Origin of the sequence: Hydrogenophaga sp. (assembly GCF_035481345.1) — a bacterium.
GTDB lineage: Bacteria > Pseudomonadota > Gammaproteobacteria > Burkholderiales > Burkholderiaceae_C > Hydrogenophaga.
Genome location: NZ_DATIGV010000020.1, coordinates 25,821 through 42,366, shown reverse-complemented (window position 1 = coordinate 42,366; position 16,546 = coordinate 25,821). Strand labels below are relative to the sequence as shown.

16 protein-coding genes are annotated in these 16,546 nt (G+C 67.8%); 12 read left to right on the top strand and 4 right to left on the bottom strand.

Going from position 1 to position 16,546, the window contains the following annotated elements; genetic code table 11:
* The 5 genes from ntrB (at nt 1) to VLG41_RS01570 (ending at nt 3,070) form a co-directional block, all read left to right on the top strand.
* The gene (ntrB, locus tag VLG41_RS01590; RefSeq protein ID WP_325347651.1) at nt 1-870 is read left to right on the top strand and encodes a nitrate ABC transporter permease; all 870 of its coding nucleotides are present in this window, start codon (nt 1-3) and stop codon (nt 868-870) included.
* Nucleotides 860-1,735, top strand: a complete 876-nt coding sequence (locus VLG41_RS01585) for an ABC transporter ATP-binding protein (RefSeq protein WP_414652414.1) — start codon at nt 860-862, stop codon at nt 1,733-1,735. Before ntrB ends, VLG41_RS01585 begins: the two co-directional genes overlap by 11 nt.
* Before the next feature lie 117 nt (nt 1,736-1,852).
* Nucleotides 1,853-2,296 (top strand): cyanase, encoded by a 444-nt coding sequence (gene cynS / locus VLG41_RS01580; RefSeq protein WP_325347649.1) that lies wholly within the window; start codon nt 1,853-1,855, stop codon nt 2,294-2,296.
* Nucleotides 2,296-2,769 (top strand): nuclear transport factor 2 family protein, encoded by a 474-nt coding sequence (locus VLG41_RS01575; RefSeq protein ID WP_325347648.1) that lies wholly within the window; start codon nt 2,296-2,298, stop codon nt 2,767-2,769. The genes cynS and VLG41_RS01575 overlap by 1 nt, the downstream gene beginning before the upstream one ends.
* A gap of 61 nt (nt 2,770-2,830) precedes the next feature.
* Nucleotides 2,831-3,070 carry a hypothetical protein gene (locus VLG41_RS01570; RefSeq protein WP_325347647.1) on the top strand — a complete coding sequence of 80 codons (240 nt, stop codon included), beginning with the start codon at nt 2,831-2,833 and terminating at the stop codon, nt 3,068-3,070.
* On the opposite strand, the gene VLG41_RS01565 is transcribed toward VLG41_RS01570, so the two are convergent.
* Both VLG41_RS01565 and VLG41_RS01560 read right to left on the bottom strand, forming a co-directional pair.
* Entirely contained in the window at nt 3,067-3,939 is an 873-nt protein-coding gene (locus tag VLG41_RS01565; protein ID WP_325347646.1) for a pirin family protein, read from the bottom strand. The genes VLG41_RS01570 and VLG41_RS01565 overlap by 4 nt on opposite strands.
* Nucleotides 3,940-4,022: 83 nt before the next feature.
* On the bottom strand, nt 4,023-5,015 hold the full coding sequence (locus tag VLG41_RS01560) for a LysR family transcriptional regulator (protein ID WP_325347645.1): 993 nt from the start codon (nt 5,013-5,015) through the stop codon (nt 4,023-4,025).
* 68 nt (nt 5,016-5,083) lie between these two features.
* Between VLG41_RS01560 and VLG41_RS01555 the strand changes: the two genes are divergently transcribed.
* Complete coding sequence (locus VLG41_RS01555; RefSeq protein WP_325347644.1) at nt 5,084-5,833, top strand: SDR family oxidoreductase; 750 nt, start codon at nt 5,084-5,086, stop codon at nt 5,831-5,833.
* 13 nt (nt 5,834-5,846) lie between these two features.
* Here the strand turns inward: VLG41_RS01555 and VLG41_RS01550 are convergent, their stop codons facing one another.
* Together VLG41_RS01550 and VLG41_RS01545 are read right to left on the bottom strand one after the other, a co-directional pair.
* Complete coding sequence (locus VLG41_RS01550) at nt 5,847-6,764, bottom strand: DNA-binding response regulator (protein ID WP_325347643.1); 918 nt, start codon at nt 6,762-6,764, stop codon at nt 5,847-5,849.
* Nucleotides 6,748-10,188: a hybrid sensor histidine kinase/response regulator gene (locus VLG41_RS01545; RefSeq protein ID WP_325347642.1), complete on the bottom strand. Its 3,441-nt coding sequence runs from the start codon at nt 10,186-10,188 to the stop codon at nt 6,748-6,750. The genes VLG41_RS01550 and VLG41_RS01545 overlap by 17 nt, the downstream gene beginning before the upstream one ends.
* Before the next feature lie 171 nt (nt 10,189-10,359).
* Between VLG41_RS01545 and urtA the strand changes: the two genes are divergently transcribed.
* The 6 genes from urtA to fmdA are packed head-to-tail and all read left to right on the top strand — an operon-like array spanning nt 10,360 to nt 16,545.
* Entirely contained in the window at nt 10,360-11,628 is a 1,269-nt protein-coding gene (gene urtA, locus VLG41_RS01540; protein ID WP_325347641.1) for an urea ABC transporter substrate-binding protein, read from the top strand.
* Between the two features lie 33 nt (nt 11,629-11,661).
* Nucleotides 11,662-12,576 (top strand): urea ABC transporter permease subunit UrtB, encoded by a 915-nt coding sequence (urtB, locus tag VLG41_RS01535; RefSeq protein ID WP_325347640.1) that lies wholly within the window; start codon nt 11,662-11,664, stop codon nt 12,574-12,576.
* Between the two features lie 25 nt (nt 12,577-12,601).
* Nucleotides 12,602-13,813 (top strand): urea ABC transporter permease subunit UrtC, encoded by a 1,212-nt coding sequence (gene urtC, locus VLG41_RS01530; protein ID WP_325347639.1) that lies wholly within the window; start codon nt 12,602-12,604, stop codon nt 13,811-13,813.
* A gap of 13 nt (nt 13,814-13,826) precedes the next feature.
* Nucleotides 13,827-14,570, top strand: coding sequence for an urea ABC transporter ATP-binding protein UrtD (urtD, locus tag VLG41_RS01525; protein ID WP_325347638.1), 744 nt, complete (start codon nt 13,827-13,829; stop codon nt 14,568-14,570).
* A 12-nt stretch (nt 14,571-14,582) separates the two neighbouring features.
* Nucleotides 14,583-15,272 (top strand): urea ABC transporter ATP-binding subunit UrtE, encoded by a 690-nt coding sequence (urtE, locus tag VLG41_RS01520; protein WP_325347637.1) that lies wholly within the window; start codon nt 14,583-14,585, stop codon nt 15,270-15,272.
* 46 nt (nt 15,273-15,318) lie between these two features.
* Entirely contained in the window at nt 15,319-16,545 is a 1,227-nt protein-coding gene (gene fmdA, locus VLG41_RS01515; protein WP_325347636.1) for a formamidase, read from the top strand.
* The last annotated feature ends 1 nt before the right edge of the window (nt 16,546 follow it).

Below are 16,546 nucleotides of genomic sequence, written 5' to 3'. Positions count from 1 at the left end.
ATGAGCGGACTGAACGTCAACCTGCGCGCCGCGCTGGTCTCGCTGCTGCTGTTGGTGGTCTTCATCGGGGCCTGGCAACTCGCCACGGGCGGGGGTGGCGCGGGCGCCGCCGCCTCCAACCTCACGCCCGAGGAGATCGAGTACGCCAAGATGATGGGCAAGGACCCCGGGTCCGGCGCCGGCAAGACCGGCGGCTTTCCCCCGCCGGGGGACGTGGCCAAGGCCAGCTGGGGCCACCTCTCCAACCCCTTCTACGACAACGGGCCCAACGACAAGGGCATCGGCATCCAGATCGCGCACTCGCTGGCGCGCGTCGGCCTGGGCTTCGCACTCGCCATGCTGGTGGCCATTCCGCTGGGCTTTCTCATCGGCATGTCGCCGCTCATGCAGAAGGCCTTCGATCCCTTCGTGCAGGTGTTGAAGCCCATCAGCCCCCTGGCCTGGATGCCGCTGGCGCTCTACACGCTGAAGGACAGCAACGTCAGCGGCATCTTCGTCATCTTCATCTGCTCCATCTGGCCGATGCTGATCAACACCGCCTTCGGCGTGGCCTCGGTCAAGCGCGACTGGCTCAACGTGGCCGCCACGCTGGAGGTGAACCCGCTGCGCAAGGCCTTCCTGGTGGTGCTGCCCGCCGCCGCACCCACCATCCTCACGGGCATGCGCATCAGCATGGGCATCGCCTGGCTGGTCATCGTCGCGGCCGAGATGCTCGTCGGCGGCACCGGTATCGGCTACTTCGTGTGGAACGAGTGGAACAACCTCTCGCTCACCAACGTGATCTTCGCGGTGCTGATGATCGGCGTGGTGGGCATGCTGCTCGACCTGATGTTCGCGCAGCTGCAGAAGGTGGTGACCTATGTGGAGTGACAGCCGGCAACAGGGCCTCGGCTCCGCGGCACCCTCAACGCAAACCAAAGGCACCGCCATGAGCGCCCACCCCCGCGCCTTCCTGCAGGTCGAGAACCTCGCCAAGGCCTACCAGTCCGACAAGCCCGTGTTCGCCGGCGTCGACTTCGGCATCGACAAGGGCGAGTTCGTCTGCATCATCGGCCACAGCGGCTGCGGCAAGACGACCATCCTCAACGTGCTCGCCGGCCTGGACACGGCCAGCGAGGGCCACGCCTTCATGGACGGTCGCGAGATCGCCGGCCCCAGCCTGGAGCGCGGCGTGGTCTTCCAGGGCCACGCGCTCATGCCCTGGCTCAGCGTGCGCCAGAACATCGCCTTCGCGGTGAAGTCGCGCTGGCCCGAGTGGAACAAGACCGAGGTCGACGCGCAGGTCGAGAAGTACGTGGCCATGGTGGGCCTGAGCCACGCCATCGACAAGAAGCCGTCGCAACTCTCGGGTGGCATGAAACAACGCGTGGGCATCGCGCGCGCCTTCGCGATCCAGCCCAAGATGCTGCTGCTCGACGAGCCCTTCGGCGCGCTGGATGCGCTCACGCGCGGCACCATCCAGGACGAGCTCATGTCCATCGTGCGCGAGACGCACCAGACGGTGTTCATGATCACCCACGACGTGGACGAGGCCATCCTGCTGGCCGACCGCATCCTGCTCATGAGCAACGGCCGCGAGGTGGAGGGCGTCTACAAGCCCGGCGGCCTGGCCGAGGTGGTGAGCAACACCCTGCCGCGCGAACGCACACGCGCCCAGTTGCACCACCTGGACGGCTACTACGAGCTGCGCAACCACATCGTCGACTTCCTCGTCTCTCGAGCGAGAGCGAATTGACCCCCTGCGCCGCTGCGCGGCTTCCCCCACGGGGGACGGCGCCAGCGGCCCGGCAAAGCCGGTTCCGCGGCACCCCCGGTTCAACCCTTTCACTCCACCACTACTCAAGAGGCAAACATGAGTCGCATTGAAGTCACCGAGAAGATCGTCTCCACCAAGGTCAGCAAGGGCCTGAAGTGGGAAGACGTCGCCAAGAAGGTCGGCAAGTCCAAGGAATGGACCACGGCCCTGTGCCTGGGCCAGATGACCGCCACGCCCGAACAGGCCAAGGCGCTCGGCAAGATCTTCGGCCTGACGGCGGACGAGCAGAAGTGGCTGCAGGTCGTGCCCTACAAGGGCTCGCTGCCCACCAGCGTGCCCACCGATCCGCTGATCTACCGCTTCTACGAACTGGTCAGCGTCTACGGCACCACCTTCAAGGAACTCATCCACGAAGAATTCGGCGACGGCATCATGAGCGCCATCGACTTCAAGATGGACATGAAGCGCCAGGCCGACCCCAATGGCGACCGCGTGAACATCGTGATGTCGGGCAAGTTCCTGCCCTACAAGCAGTACTGATGAGCGCCGAGCCGCGCCCGCCGCTGCCGCCTTTCACGCGCGAATCGGCCATCGAGAAGGTCCGCATGGCCGAGGACGCGTGGAACACGCGCGACCCCGACCGCGTGGTCAAGGTCTACACCGAGGACACGCGCTGGCGCAACCGCGCGGAGTTCCCGGTGGGCCGGGCCGAGGTGCACGCCTTCCTCACGCGCAAGTGGGCGAAGGAGCTGGACTACCGGCTCATCAAGGAGCTCTGGGCCTTCGAGGGACGCCGCATCGCGGTGCGCTTCGTCTACGAATGGCGCGACGACTCGGGCCAGTGGTTCCGCTCGCACGGCAACGAGAACTGGCAGTTCACCGACCTGGGCCTGATGGAGCAGCGCCATGCCAGCATCAACGACCGGCCGATCCACGAGAGTGAGCGGCTGTTCCACTGGCCCCTCGGGCCGCGGCCTGCCACGCACCCGGGGCTGACCGAGCTGGGCCTGTGACGCGGGCCTGAACTTTCGCGGCCCCCGCAGTTACTCACCGGCTCGCTTTCGACGAGCCAGCATGTACTGCCGCACCCTCAAGTACCGCGACCCCTACGGCCGCTTCGCCATCCTGGTGGAGGAGCAGCCCGACGGTTCGCTCAAGCTGTGGGAGTTCGACGTGCCGGGCGAGCCGGCCCGGCGCCGCTACGTCATCGACAAGGTGGCCGACAGCCTGGCCCGCGAGGGCCGGCAGCTGCGCGTGGTGTGGGGATCGGCGCGCGTGCAGCGCCGCAAGGCGGACGACCCGTACTGGTCCTAGGCCCCCGGCAGGGGAATCCACTCCTGGTCATCCCCCGGCGGCAGCGCGATGCGTCCCGCCTGCCAGTCCGCCTTGGCCTGCTCGATGCGCTCCTTGCGCGAGGACACGAAGTTCCACCACACGTGCCGCTCGCCCAGCGGTTCGCCGCCGAAGACCATCAGCGTGCTCGGCACCTGCGCGGTGATGAGCGCGTCGGTGTCGTCGCCGAAGACCAGCAGTTGCCCCGGGTGGTAGACCTCGCCCGCGTGTTCGATTTCGCCGTGCGCCACGTACACCGCCTGTTCGCGGTGGCCACCCGGCAAAGCCAGGCTGGCGCCGGCCTGCCATTGCGTGTGCAGGTAGAACAGCGGCGAGTGCGTGCGCACGGGGCTTTTCATGCCGTAGGCATCGCCGGCGATCAGGCGCATCCACACGCCGTCCTGCTCGCGCACCGGCAGGTCCTTCGCCGGGTAGTGGGTGAAGGCGGGCTCGGTCTCCTCGTCCTCCACCGGCAGCGCCACCCAGAGCTGCATCAGCTCCAGGCCGCCGCCCGCGAAGGAGTCGGGGTGCGTGAAGCGCTCGCTGTGCGAGATGCCGCGCCCGGCGGTCATCCAGTTCACGTCGCCGGGCACTATGGACTGCACCACCCCCAGGCTGTCGCGGTGCATCACCTGCCCGCTGAGCAGGTAGCTCACGGTGGACAGGCCGATGTGCGGGTGGGGACGCACGTCGGCGGCGCTCGTGTCCTCGGGCGCCATGGTCACGGGCCCGGCGTGGTCCACGAAGATGAAGGGGCCGACCATGCGGCGTTTCGCGTAGGGCAATACGCGCCGCACGGTCAGGCCGTGGCCCAGGTCGGCGGGGCGCGCGTTGATGACGGTCTCGAGCATGGTGGTCTCCTCGGTTGCTGGGGCGATTGTGGCCGGGGGGGCCGGGCCTGTCCGGTGACGGGGTCTCGCGGGCCGTGCGGTGCTCATGCTCCGCTGGCGGGTCGGCGCGACCGCCGACCCGCCAGCGGGCAATCCGCGAAGCGGGACACGGTCTTGCCACCGTCCGCCTGCCGCGCCAGTTCCTCGGGTATCGCCTGCGCCAGCCACTGCATCAGAAGCCGTACGCGGGCGTTGCCGCGCACATCGGGGTGGTGCAGCAGCCACAGGCCCATGGACTGTCCTTCAATCGGCGGGGTGACGCGAAGCAGGCCCGGCTCCTGCGCGGCAGCGAACATCGGCAGCACGACGGCACCGATGCCGGCAGCACCCGCCTTCAGCATGGCTGGCAGGGAGTCGGCCTTCATCCGGGGGCGCACCTCGGGCAGTGCCCGGGCGAACCACTGGGCGATGCCGGTGTAGGCGATGCGCTCGTCGAAGCCGATCCATGGCAGGGCCTGCAGCACCGGCTGGACATCGCCACGGCGCGGCAGCAGCGACCGTGCGGCGTACACGGCATAGCGCAACTCGCCCACCTGCCGACCCACCATGGAGTCTGGCGGCCGGGCAGTGGCCCGCAGGGCGAGGTCTGCCTCGCGCCGCGTCAGATCGACGGCGCGGTTGGACACGTCGGCTTCGATCTCGATGCCGGCGTGCGCCGACAGGAAGCGTTGCAGCATCGCGGGCAACAGGTAGCCGGCCAGCATCTCGCTGGTGGCCAGGCGAATCACGCCCTCCACGCGGGCGTCAGACCCACTGATCGCGCGCTCGGCAGACAGCGCCGCGGCCTCCATCTCGGCGGCCGCGGCCGCCACCGCTTCGCCCTGGAGGTTGGCCCGCCAACCGGTGCGCGAACGCTCGAAGAGCCGGGCGCCGGCGCGTGCTTCGACCTCCTCAATGCGCCGGAAGACAGTGGAGTGACGCAAGCCCAGCTCGAGGGCCGCCCCGTTCAGGCTGCCCGCGCGGCTCACGGCCAGCACCATGCGCAGGTCGTTCCAATCCAGCGCACTTGTGCGATTGCGCAAATTCTTCTTGCCCACTTCTGGGATTTCCTTGTTCAGATCGACAACCCATCATAGGCGCACCTCAACCAGAAAGGACGTCGATCATGACCCGTTTCACACACAAGACCGTGCTTGTCACCGGCGGTACCAGCGGCATCGGCCTCGCCACCGCACAGCGCCTGGCCGACGAAGGCGCGCGCGTCATCGTCACCGGTTCGCGACTGTCGTCGCTGGACACGGCGCGCGGCGTGCTCGGCGAGCGGGCCCGCTACCTGTTGAACGACGCGGGCGATCCCGCCGCTGCCCAGGCCTTGCGCGAGGCCATCGAGGCCATCACGCCGCAGATCGACGGTGCCTTCTTCAACGCCGGTTTCGGCCGCTTCCAGTCGCTGGAGGATGTGACGGCCGACGAGTTCGATGCCCAATATGCGGTCAACGTGCGCGGCCCGCTGCTGCAGGCGCGCGCCCTGGCACCCTTGTTGTCCGATGGCGCCGCCTTGCTGCTCAACACCTCGGTGGCGCGCGAAAAGGGCTTCGCTTCGATGGCGATCTACGCCTCCACCAAGGGCGCGGTGCGCACCCTGACCCGCGTGCTGGCGCGCGAACTGGCGCCGCGCGGCATCCGCGTCAACGCCGTCAGCCCCGGCCCCATCGAAACCGCCTTCTTCGATCGCACGGGAATGGCGGCCACGGCGGTGGCCGAGTTCGGCCAGGCCGTGCTGCAGCAGGTGCCGCTCGGCCGTTTTGGCCGGCCCGACGAGGTGGCGGCGGTGGCCGCCTTCCTGCTCTCGAACGATGCGTCCTTCGTCACGGGGGCGGAGTACGTGGTGGACGGCGGCATCGCGCAGCTCTGAAGCAGCCGAGGCTTCACGCCTGCGGCAGCAGCTTGCCCGCAATAGCCGCGGCCGCCGCGCGCGTCTCCACGCCCAGTTTTTCGAACACGTGCTCCAGGTGCTTGTTCACCGTGCGGTGGCTCATGCCCAGGATGTCGGCGATGTCGCGGTTCGTCTTGCCCTTGGCCAGCCAGGACAGCACCTCGGTCTCGCGTGGCGTGAGCGCGACCTCGCGCAGCCGCTGCGCGGCCGCGGTGTTCAGCGGCGTCAGGCTCAGCAGCAGCATGGACTCGCCCAGGCTGCCCTGGCCCAGGTGGCGCGCGAGCAGGCGGCCCTGCGCACCGTCGACCTGCGCGGTGCCCTCGCGCCGCGCGGCGGCCAGCCAGCGCGCGGCCTGCTCCTGCCCCTCCGCGTCACCGCCGAAGGCCTGGCCCAGCCAGACCATGGCCTGCGGCGAGCGCCAGGCCATGCGTCCGAGCGAATCCAGCACGACGGTGCCCAGGCCGGCCACGTCCACCGCCTCCTGCGCCAGCCGCGCCACGCGCGCGTTGCGCAGGTGCGTGGCCAGGCGCGCCATCACCTCGGGGATGCGCAGCGGCTTGACCACGTAGTCCACGCCGCCGCTGGCGAAGCCGCGCAGCAGCGGCTCGCTGTCGGACAGGCCGGTCATGAACAGCACCGGCACGTGCGACCAGGCCGGCGTGGACTTGATGCGCTGGCACAGCTCGAAGCCGTCCATGCCGGGCATCACGGCGTCGAGCAGCACGCCATCGGGAATGGCGAGTTCGAAGCGCTCCAGCGCTTCCTGCGCATCGCGCGCGGCCAGCACCACGTAGCCCTCGGCCACCAGGGCGTCGCCCAGCATGCGCAGGGTCTCCAACGAGTCGTCCACCACCAGCACGACCGGCTGAGTGGCCGCGGGCGGTGGCAGGGTGTCAGACCACGGTGTCATCGTCGGCAAGCTCCTCGGTGTCTCTCAGGTATTCGATCAGGGTCTGGAAGTCGAACCGGTCGGCGCAGGACAGCAGCAGCGCCAGCGTGGCCGCGTGCGCGGGCTCGGTGCCCTGGGCCTGCCACAGGCGCTGGCGCAGCGCCGCGGCCTGGCCCTGGCGCGCCAGGCGCTGCAGTTCCTCGCGCAGCGCGTCGGGCAGCGGCAGGCCGGGGCGCGGGCGCACCGCCTGCACGGACGCGCCGCTGGCGGGCACCTGCTCGGTCAGCCACTCCAGCGACAAGGCATGGCTCAGCGCGTCGAGCAGCTCGGCCTCGCTCATGGGCTTGGCAACGAAGCCCTGGTAGTCCAGGTCCTTGAAGGCCTCGGGCCGGTTGTCGATCAGGTTGGCCGAGACGAAGACGATTGGCAGGCGCGAGGACGGCAGGCGCTCGCGCACCGCGCTCGCGGTCTGCCAGCCGTCCAGTCCATCCATGGTCAGGTCCAGCAGCAGCAGGTCGGGCGGGCTCTGCTCGATGATCTCCAGGCATTCCTGGCCGCTGGCGGCCTCGCGCACCAGGAAGCCCAGCGGCACCAGGATACTCGCCAGCAACTGCCGGTGCAGCGGCTGGTCGTCCACCACCAGCACCGTGCGGCGCGGGCCCAGGTAGCCGGTCACCGCGCGCAGGGTGGAGGGAATGGGCAAGGGGTGCTGCGGGTCCGACGCGATGGGCGGCAGGTACAGCCGCAGGCTGAAGGTGCTGCCCTGGCCCGGCGCGCTCTTGAGGGTGAGGTCGCCACCCATCATGTCGGTCAGCAGGTGGGTGATGGTCAGGCCCAGGCCGGTGCCCGAATCGCGCGCGCGGCGTCCCGCGGCGCCGCGTTCGTAGGGCAGGAAGATGCGCTTCTGGTCCTGCTCGGCGATGCCGATGCCGGTGTCCACCACGTCGATGCGCGCCACCTGCTGGCGAAAGTCCAGCCGCAGCGTGACCTCGCCCTCGTCGGTGAAGCGCACCGCGTTGCTCAGCAGGTTGATGAGGATCTGGCGCAGGCGCTTGGCGTCGGCGCGCACCCAGGCGGGCACCTCGCCCCTGCGCTGCACGGTGAAGCGCAGGCCCTTGGCCTCGGCCTGCGGGCGCACCATGCGCTCCACGTCCTCCATCAGCTGCGGCAGGGGCAGCGGCACGGTGTCGAGCTTCAGGCGCCCGGCCTCGATGCGCGCCAGGTCCAGCGAGCCATCGATCAGCGCATGCATGTGCTGGCCGCTGCGTTGCATGGTGGCGATGGTCTCGCGCACCCAGACCGAGATGTCGCTGTTCTTCTGCAGGATCTGCGCGTAGCCCAGGATGCTGGTCAGCGGGGTACGCAGCTCGTGCGTCATGCCCGCCACGTAGCGCGTCTTGGCCTGGCTGGCGGCCTCGGCGCGGTCGCGCGCGGACTGCAGCTCGGCGTCGGTGCGCTGGTGCGCCTCGATCTCGCGCATCAGCAGCTGCGTCTGGCGCTCCGACTCGTCCTGCGCCATGCGGCGGCTGTCGGTGGTCAGCACCACCCACCAGGAACACACCGCCGCGAACAGCACCAGGAAGGCGTAGAGCTTGAGAAACGGCAGATCCAGCAGCGTGGCCGTGCCGTGCAGGCTTTCCTGCACATAGACCATGCCGATCAGGAAGGCCAGGATGGCGCTGATCGACAGCCAGACCGCGAGGAATTGCCCGGCGCGAAAGTTCACCCGCGCCATCAGCCGCTGCGGCAGCACCTGCGCCAGCCAGCCGCGCACCTGGTCGATGGCGCGCGAGTTGCTCTTGCAGCGGTCGTGGCAGCGCGACTCGAGCGAGCAGCACAACGAGCAGATCGGCGCGCGGTAGGCCGGGCAGCTCGCCATGTCTTCCGATTCGAACTGGTTCTCGCACACCGAGCAGCGAACCGCCTGGCCCGGCCACCATTCGTTGGAGGGCTCTCGCGCCAGGTACCAGCGCCCGCCCGTGGCCCAGGCCAGCAGCGGCGACAGCAGCAGCGACAGGCCCAGGGCGATGAAGGGTGAGAAGGCGGCGGCCACCTCGCCCATGAGGCCGCTGTAGGCCAGGATGGCCGCCAGCGCCGCGATGATCATCGAGCCCATGCCCACCGGATTGAAGTCGTACAGGTAGGCGCGGCGGAACTCGATGCCGCGCGGGCTCAGGCCCAGGGGCTTGTTGATGACCAGATCGGCCACCAGCGCGCCCACCCAGGCAATGGCGACGTTGCTGTAGACGCCCAGCACCTTCTCGATGCCCGCGAACACGCCCAGCAGCATCAGCAGCGTGGCGATGGCGACGTTGAACACCAGCCAGACCACGCGCCCCGGGTGGCTGTGCGTCACGCGGGCGAAGAAATTGCTCCAGGCCAGCGAGCCCGCGTAGGCATTGGTCACGTTGATCTTGATCTGCGCCAGCACCACGAACACCACGGTCATGATCAGCGCCAGGCCCGGGTGGCCCACGGCCTCGGTGAAGCCGGCCAGGAACATCTGCGTGGGCTCGGCGGTGCGCTCGGGGTCCACCTCGAACTGCATGGCGGCGAAGGCCAGGAAGGCGCCGCCCACCATCTTGAGCATGCCCACCACCACCCAGCCCGGCCCGGGGATCAGCACCGCCAGCCACCAGCGCAGGCGGTTCTTCGCGGTGCGCTCGGGCATGAAGCGCAGGAAGTCCACCTGCTCGCCGATCTGCACCACCAGCGAAAAGATCACCGCCGCCGCGGCGCCGAACATCAGCGGGTGAAAGCCGCTGTCGCCCGAGCGCAGGCCGGCGAGGCTGGTGAAGTCGCGGTAGAGCTGGGGCTGCGACAGCGCGATCCACACGAAGGGCAGCAGCAGCAGGAACAGGTACAGCGGTTGCGTCCAGGCCTGCAGTTTCGAGATCAGCGTGATGCCGCGGATCACCAGCGGGATGATCACCACGGCCGAGATGAGGTAGCACCAGGCCAGCGGCCAACCGGTCGCCATCTCCAGCGCCAGGCCCATGATCACGGCCTCGATGGCGAAGAAGATGAAAGTGAACACCGCGTAGATCAGCGAGGTGATCGTCGAGCCCAGGTAGCCGAAACCCGCGCCGCGCGTGAGCAGGTCCATGTCCAGCCCGTGGCGCGCCGCGTAGTAGGCGATGGGCAGGCTGGTGAGGAAGATGATCAGCCCCACCACCAGGATGGCCCACATGGCGTTGGCGAAGCCGTAATTCACGGCGATCGCGCCGCCGATCGCCTCCAGCGCCAGGAAGGACAGCGAGCCAAAGGCCGTGTGGCCCACGCGCCACTCGCTCCACTTGCGAAAGGCGCGCGGCGTGTACCGCAGCGCGTAGTCCTCCATGGTCTCGTCGGCCACCCACGAGTTGTATTCCCGGCGGAAGCGAAAGATCTTCTGCGCGGCCAATGGGGGGGTCGCGGGCGGCGTGGCGGGCTCGGGCGGCTGCATGAAGGCTCCAGTGGGACAAGGCCTAACAAGAACCGTACCGACCCCGTGCCAGGGCGCGTACGCCGCCTCTACGTTATTTGACTTATGGGCCCGATCGAGGGTTCTCCCTAGGCTTCGCTCCAGTCGGCACATCGCCGGTTTTCACCGACCCAACCCGCCCAGGAGCCCTTGATGAAGCACCAACCCGATCCGAACGACGTTTCGCCCGAAACCCCCGAGGCCAGCCGCCGCCGCGTGCTGCAGATGCTGGGCGCCGCCGGCCTGGCCGGCCTGCCCACCTGGAGCTTCGGCCAGCCCACCGCGCAGGTGAACACCACCAAGCTCGCGGTCACGGACACCGAAGTCACCGTCGGTCAGTTGCACTCGTCCACCGGCACCATGGCCATCTCGGAGACGGGCTCCATCCAGGCCGAGCAGCTCGCCATCGACCAGATCAACGCCATGGGCGGCATCCTGGGCCGCAAGATCAAGGTCATCAAGGAAGACGGCGCCTCCGACTGGCCCACCTTCGCCGAGAAGTCCAAGAAGCTGCTCATCAACGACCGCTGCGCCGCCGTCTTCGGCTGCTGGACCAGCGCCTCGCGCAAGGCCGTGCTGCCGGTGTTCGAGAAAGAGAACGGCCTGCTGTACTACCCCACCTTCTACGAAGGCCTGGAGCAGTCCAAGAACGTGATCTACACCGGCCAGGAAGCCACGCAGCAGATCCTCTACAGCCTGGACTGGGCGCAGAAGGAGAAGAAAGCCAAGACCTTCTTCCTCATCGGCTCCGACTACATCTGGCCGCGCACCTCGATGAAGATCGCGCGCAAGCACATCGAGGCCTTCCAGAAGGGCAAGGTCGTCGGCGAGGAGTACTACCCGCTGGGCAGCACCAACTTCGGCTCGCTGATGAACAAGATCAAGCTGCAGAAGCCCGACGTGATCTTCGCCGCCGTGGTGGGTGGCTCCAACGTGGCCTTCTACAAGGCGCTCAAGGCGGCCGGCATCACCGGTGACAAGCAGACCCTGGTGACCCTGTCGGTGACCGAGGACGAGATGACCGGCGTGGGCGGCGAAAACTTCGCCGGCTTCTACTCGTCGATGAAGTACTTCCAGACGCTGGACAACGAGAACAACAAGAAGTTCGTGGCCGCCTTCAAGGCCAAGTACGGCAAGGACGCCGTCATCGGCGACGTGACGCAGGCCGGCTACCTGGGCCCCTGGCTGTGGAAGGCCGCGGTGGAGAAGGCCAAGAGCTTCGACGTCGACAAGGTGGTGGCCGCCTCGCGCACCGGCATCGAGCTCAAGGACGCGCCCGAGGGCTACGTGAAGCTCGACCCCAACCACCACCTCTGGAGCAAGTCGCGCATCGCGATGGGCATGCCGGACGGCACCTTCAAGGTGGTGTCGGAGTCGCCCGAGCTGATCAAGCCCGACCCCTTCCCCAAAGGCTACCAGTAAGTCCTGCGGCACCCATCTGTCTGGAGATCCCTCATGAGTTTCAACGACCTGCTCAACATCGGCGTCATGCAGGGCTTCGCGGGCCTGAGCCTGTTCGCGGTGCTGCTGCTCATGGGGCTGGGCCTGGCCATCATCTTCGGGCAGATGGGCGTGATCAACATGGCGCATGGCGAGTTCATGACCATCGGCGCCTACACCATCTTCCTCGGCTCCACGCTGGCCGAGACCATCAGCCCCGGCGCGGTGGCGGCGTACTTTCCCTTCGCCATCGTGGCCGCCTTCGTCTTCGCCTTCATCGCGGGCTGGGTCGTGGAGTGGGCGCTGATCCGCCACCTCTACAAGCGCCCGCTGGACACGCTGCTGGCCACCTGGGGCATCAGCCTGGCGCTGCAGCAGTGCTTTCGCACCTTCATCGGCCCCAAGGAAGTGAGCCCCACGCTGCCCGAGTGGCTGATGGGCTCCTGGGCCCCCACCGAAGGCCTGGACATCCCCATCAACGGCCTGTTCGTGTTGGCGCTCACCGCGGTGGTCACCGGTGGCGTGCTGCTGGCCCTGCACCGCAGCCGCTGGGGCCTGCGGGTGCGCGCCACGGTCAGCAACCGCGTGATGGCCAACGCCATCGGCATCGACACGAAGAAGACCGACCGCCTGACCTTCGCCATCGGCTGCGGCATCGCGGGCGTGGCCGGCGCGGCCTTCACCACCATCGGCTCCACCGGCCCCACCTCGGGCTCGCTCTACATCGTCGACGCCTTCCTGGTCGTCACCTTCGGCGGCGCGGCCAGCCTGCTGGGCACCGTGGTCTCGGCCTTCGGCATCGCGCAGACCCAGTCCGTCACCGAGTTCTTCCTCGCCGGCTCCATGGCCAAGGTGCTCACGCTCTCGCTCATCGTCGTGATCCTGATGCTGCGTCCGCAGGGCCTCTTCGCATCCAAAGTGCGCCGCTGATTTCCCCGCCACCCGGAGTCCGACCATGAACGCCCTGAAAGCCTGGATCACCCGCTACCAGCTCGCCAGTCTGGTGTTGCTCACCGTGCTGCTGGCGGTGGTGCTGCCGCTGTCGCTCGACATCTTTCGCCTCAACCTGGTGGGCAAGTACCTCACCTACGCCTTCGTGGCCATCGGCCTGGTGATGCTGTGGGGCTACGGCGGCGTGCTGAGCCTGGGGCAGGGCGTGTTCTTCGGCCTGGGCGGCTACGCCATGGCCATGTTCCTCAAGCTCGAGGCCTCCGACCCCGAGAGCACCAAGATCCAGTCCACGCCCGGCATTCCGGACTTCATGGACTGGAACCAGATCACCGAACTGCCCACGTTCTGGCTGCCCTTCAAGAGCTTTCCCTTCGCGCTGGCGGCGGTGGTGGTGGTGCCGGTGCTGCTGGCCTGGCTGATCGGCTTCGCCATGTTCAAGCGGCGCGTGGGCGGCGTGTACTTCGCCATCATCACGCAGGCGGTGGCGCTCATCCTCACCGTGCTCATCATCGGCCAGCAGGGCTACACGGGCGGCGTCAACGGCATGACCGACCTCAAGACCCTGATGGGCTGGGACACGCGCACCGACAGCGCCAAATACATCCTGTACTTCGTCTGCGTGGGCCTGCTGGTGCTGGCCATCGTGGCCTGCCGCTGGGTGCAGACCAGCAAGCTCGGCACCCTGCTGCTGGCCATGCGCGACAAGGAAGACCGCGTGCGTTTCTCGGGCTACGACGTGGCCGACTTCCGCATCTTCGTGTACTGCCTGGCGGCCGCGCTGTCCGGCATCGGCGGCGCGCTGTTCACCCTGCAGGTGGGCTTCATGTCGCCCAGCTTCGTGGGCATCGTGCCCTCCATCGAGATGGTCATCTACGCCGCCGTGGGCGGGCGCATGAGCCTGGTGGGCGCGGTCTACGGCGCGCTGCTGGTCAACGCGGGCAAGACCTTCTTCTCCGAGAGCTTCCCCGACCTCTGGCTCTTCCTCATGGCCGCGCTCTTCATCGGCGTGACCATGGCCTTCCCCATGGGCCTGGCCGGGCTGTGGGAGAGCCGCATCGTGCCCTGGTGGAAGGGCCGGCGCGCCGCGCTGCGCGAGGCGTCCGCCGCGCGAGCGCAACCGCCCTCGCCAGCGCCGCAGGCGCCGCACAAGCCGGTGGTCGCCAGCAGCGCCCCCGAGGTGAAGCTGCCCGAAGGCGCCAGCGGCCAGAGCGTCTGAACAGGAGCACCGAATGAGCAGCACCGACTTCGCCCTCGCCGTGGAAGACCTGACGGTCTCCTTCGACGGATTCAAGGCCATCGACGACCTCACCCTCTACGTCGACAAAAACGAACTGCGCGTGATCATCGGCCCCAACGGCGCCGGCAAGACCACGCTGCTGGACCTGATCTGCGGCAAGACCAAGGCCAGCAGCGGCAGCATCAAGTTCAAGAACGAGGAGATCCTGCAGATCCCCGAACACAAGCGCGTGCGCCTGGGCATCGGGCGCAAGTTCCAGACGCCCTCGATCTACGAGAACCTCTCGGTCTGGCAGAACCTTGAGGTGTCCTACCCCTCGGGGCGCTCGGTCTGGGGCGCGCTGGCCTTCAGCGCCACCGATGAGATCAAGGCCCGTGTGCAGGCCGTGGCCGCCGAGATCGGCCTGGCCGACAAGCTCGAGACCGAGGCCGGCCTGCTCTCGCACGGGCAGAAGCAGTGGCTGGAGATCGGCATGCTGCTGATGCAGGAGCCCGAACTGCTGATGCTGGACGAGCCCATCGCCGGCATGAGCGCCAAGGAGCGCGACCTCACCGCAGAGCTGCTGCACCGCATCTGCCAGAACCGCGCCGTGATCGTGATCGAGCACGACATGGACTTCGTCAAGAAGATCGCGCACAAGGTCACCGTGATGCACCAGGGAAAGATCCTGGCCGAGGGCCCCATGGACCAGGTGCAGGCCGACCCCAAGGTCATCGACGTGTACCTGGGCCATTGAAGGAGAAGCCGCATGCTGCAAGTCAAGGACCTGTTCGTTTCCTATGGCCAGAGCGAGGCGCTGCACGGCATCAGCTTCGAGGCGCGCGAGAACGAGGCGGTGGCCATCATGGGCCGCAACGGCATGGGCAAGACCACGCTGTTCAAGGCCCTCATGGGCGTGCTGCCCACCAAGAGCGGCCACATCAGCGTGGCCGGCCAGGACCTCACGCGCGACGAGAGCTTTCGCCGCGTGGCCAAAGGCCTGGCGTACGTGCCGCAGGGCCGCATGATCTTTCCCACCCTGACGGTGGAAGAGAACATCCAGACCGGCCTGGAGAACGCGAAGGACAAGGCGATTCCGCAGGAGATCTACGCGCTGTTCCCCGTGCTGTGGGACATGCGCCGCCGCAAGGGCGGCAACCTCTCCGGCGGCCAGCAACAACAGCTCGCCATCGCACGCGCGCTCGTCACCGACCCCAAGGTGCTGCTGCTCGACGAGCCGACCGAGGGCATCCAGCCTTCGATCATCAAGGACATCGCCAAGGCGCTCAACGAGATCCGCAAGATGCGAAAGATCACCATCGTGGTCTCCGAGCAGGTGCTCTCGTTCGCCATGGACGTCGCCGACCGCCTGTTCGTCATCGAGGGCGGGCGCCTGGTGCACGAGACCGAACGCGCCAACACCGACCAGCAGCGCATCAAGGCCTACCTGTCGGTCTGAATTTCCCCCAACCCCAATCGATCCCCTTCCACCCAGGAGCCACGCCATGCCCGACACCCTGATCAAGGTCGACCTCACCAAGCCCGCGCCCACCAACGAGATGGTGCACAACCGCTGGCACCCCGACATCCCCATGGCCTGCTGGGTCAATCCCGGCGACGACTTCGTGCTCGAGACCTACGACTGGACGGGCGGCTTCATCAAGAACAACGACAGCGCCGACGACGTGCGCGACATCGACCTGACCACGGTGCACTACCTCAGTGGCCCGGTGGGCGTGAAAGGCGCGGAGCCTGGCGACCTGCTGGTGGTCGACCTGCTCGACATCGGCGCCAAGGACGACAGCCTCTGGGGCTTCAACGGCTTCTTCAGCAAGAAGAACGGCGGTGGTTTCCTCACCGAGCACTTCCCGCAGGCGCAGAAGTCCATCTGGGACTTCCACGGCATGTTCACCACCTCGCGCCACGTGCCCGGCGTGAAGTACGCGGGCCTCATCCACCCCGGCCTCATCGGCTGCCTGCCCGACCCGAAGATGCTGGAGGTGTGGAACACGCGCGAGCAGGCGCTGATCGACTCCGACCCCGCCACCAGCGGCCTGGCCAACCCGCCGTTCGCGGGCACCGCGCACATGGGCAAGCTCACCGGCGACGCACTGGCCAAGGCCGCCGCCACCGGCGCGCGCACCGTGCCCCCGCGCGAGCACGGCGGCAACTGCGACATCAAGGACCTCTCGCGCGGCTCCAAGATCTTCTTCCCGGTCTACGTGGACGGCGCCGGCCTCTCCGTGGGTGACCTGCACTTCAGCCAGGGCGACGGCGAGATCACTTTCTGCGGCGCCATCGAGATGGCCGGCTGGGTGCACATGAAGGTGCAGCTCATCAAGGGCGGCATGGCCAAGTACGGCATCAAGAACCCCATCTTCAAGCCCAGCCCCATCAAGCCCACCTACGACGACTACGTCATCTTCGAAGGCATCAGCGTCGACGAGAGCGGCAAGCAGTACTACCTGGACGTGAACGTGGCCTACCGCCAGGCCTGCCTCAACGCCATCGAGTACTTGAAGAAGTTCGGCTACTCGGGCGCGCAGGCCTACTCCATCCTGGGCACGGCGCCGGTGCAGGGCCACATCAGCGGCGTGGTCGACGTGCCCAACGCCTGCGCCACGCTGTGGCTGCCCACGCAGATCTTCGACTTCGACATCAACCCGAACGCGAGCGGCCCGATCAAGCACATCGACGGCTCGATCCAGATGCCTTTGTCTCCGGACCTCTGAA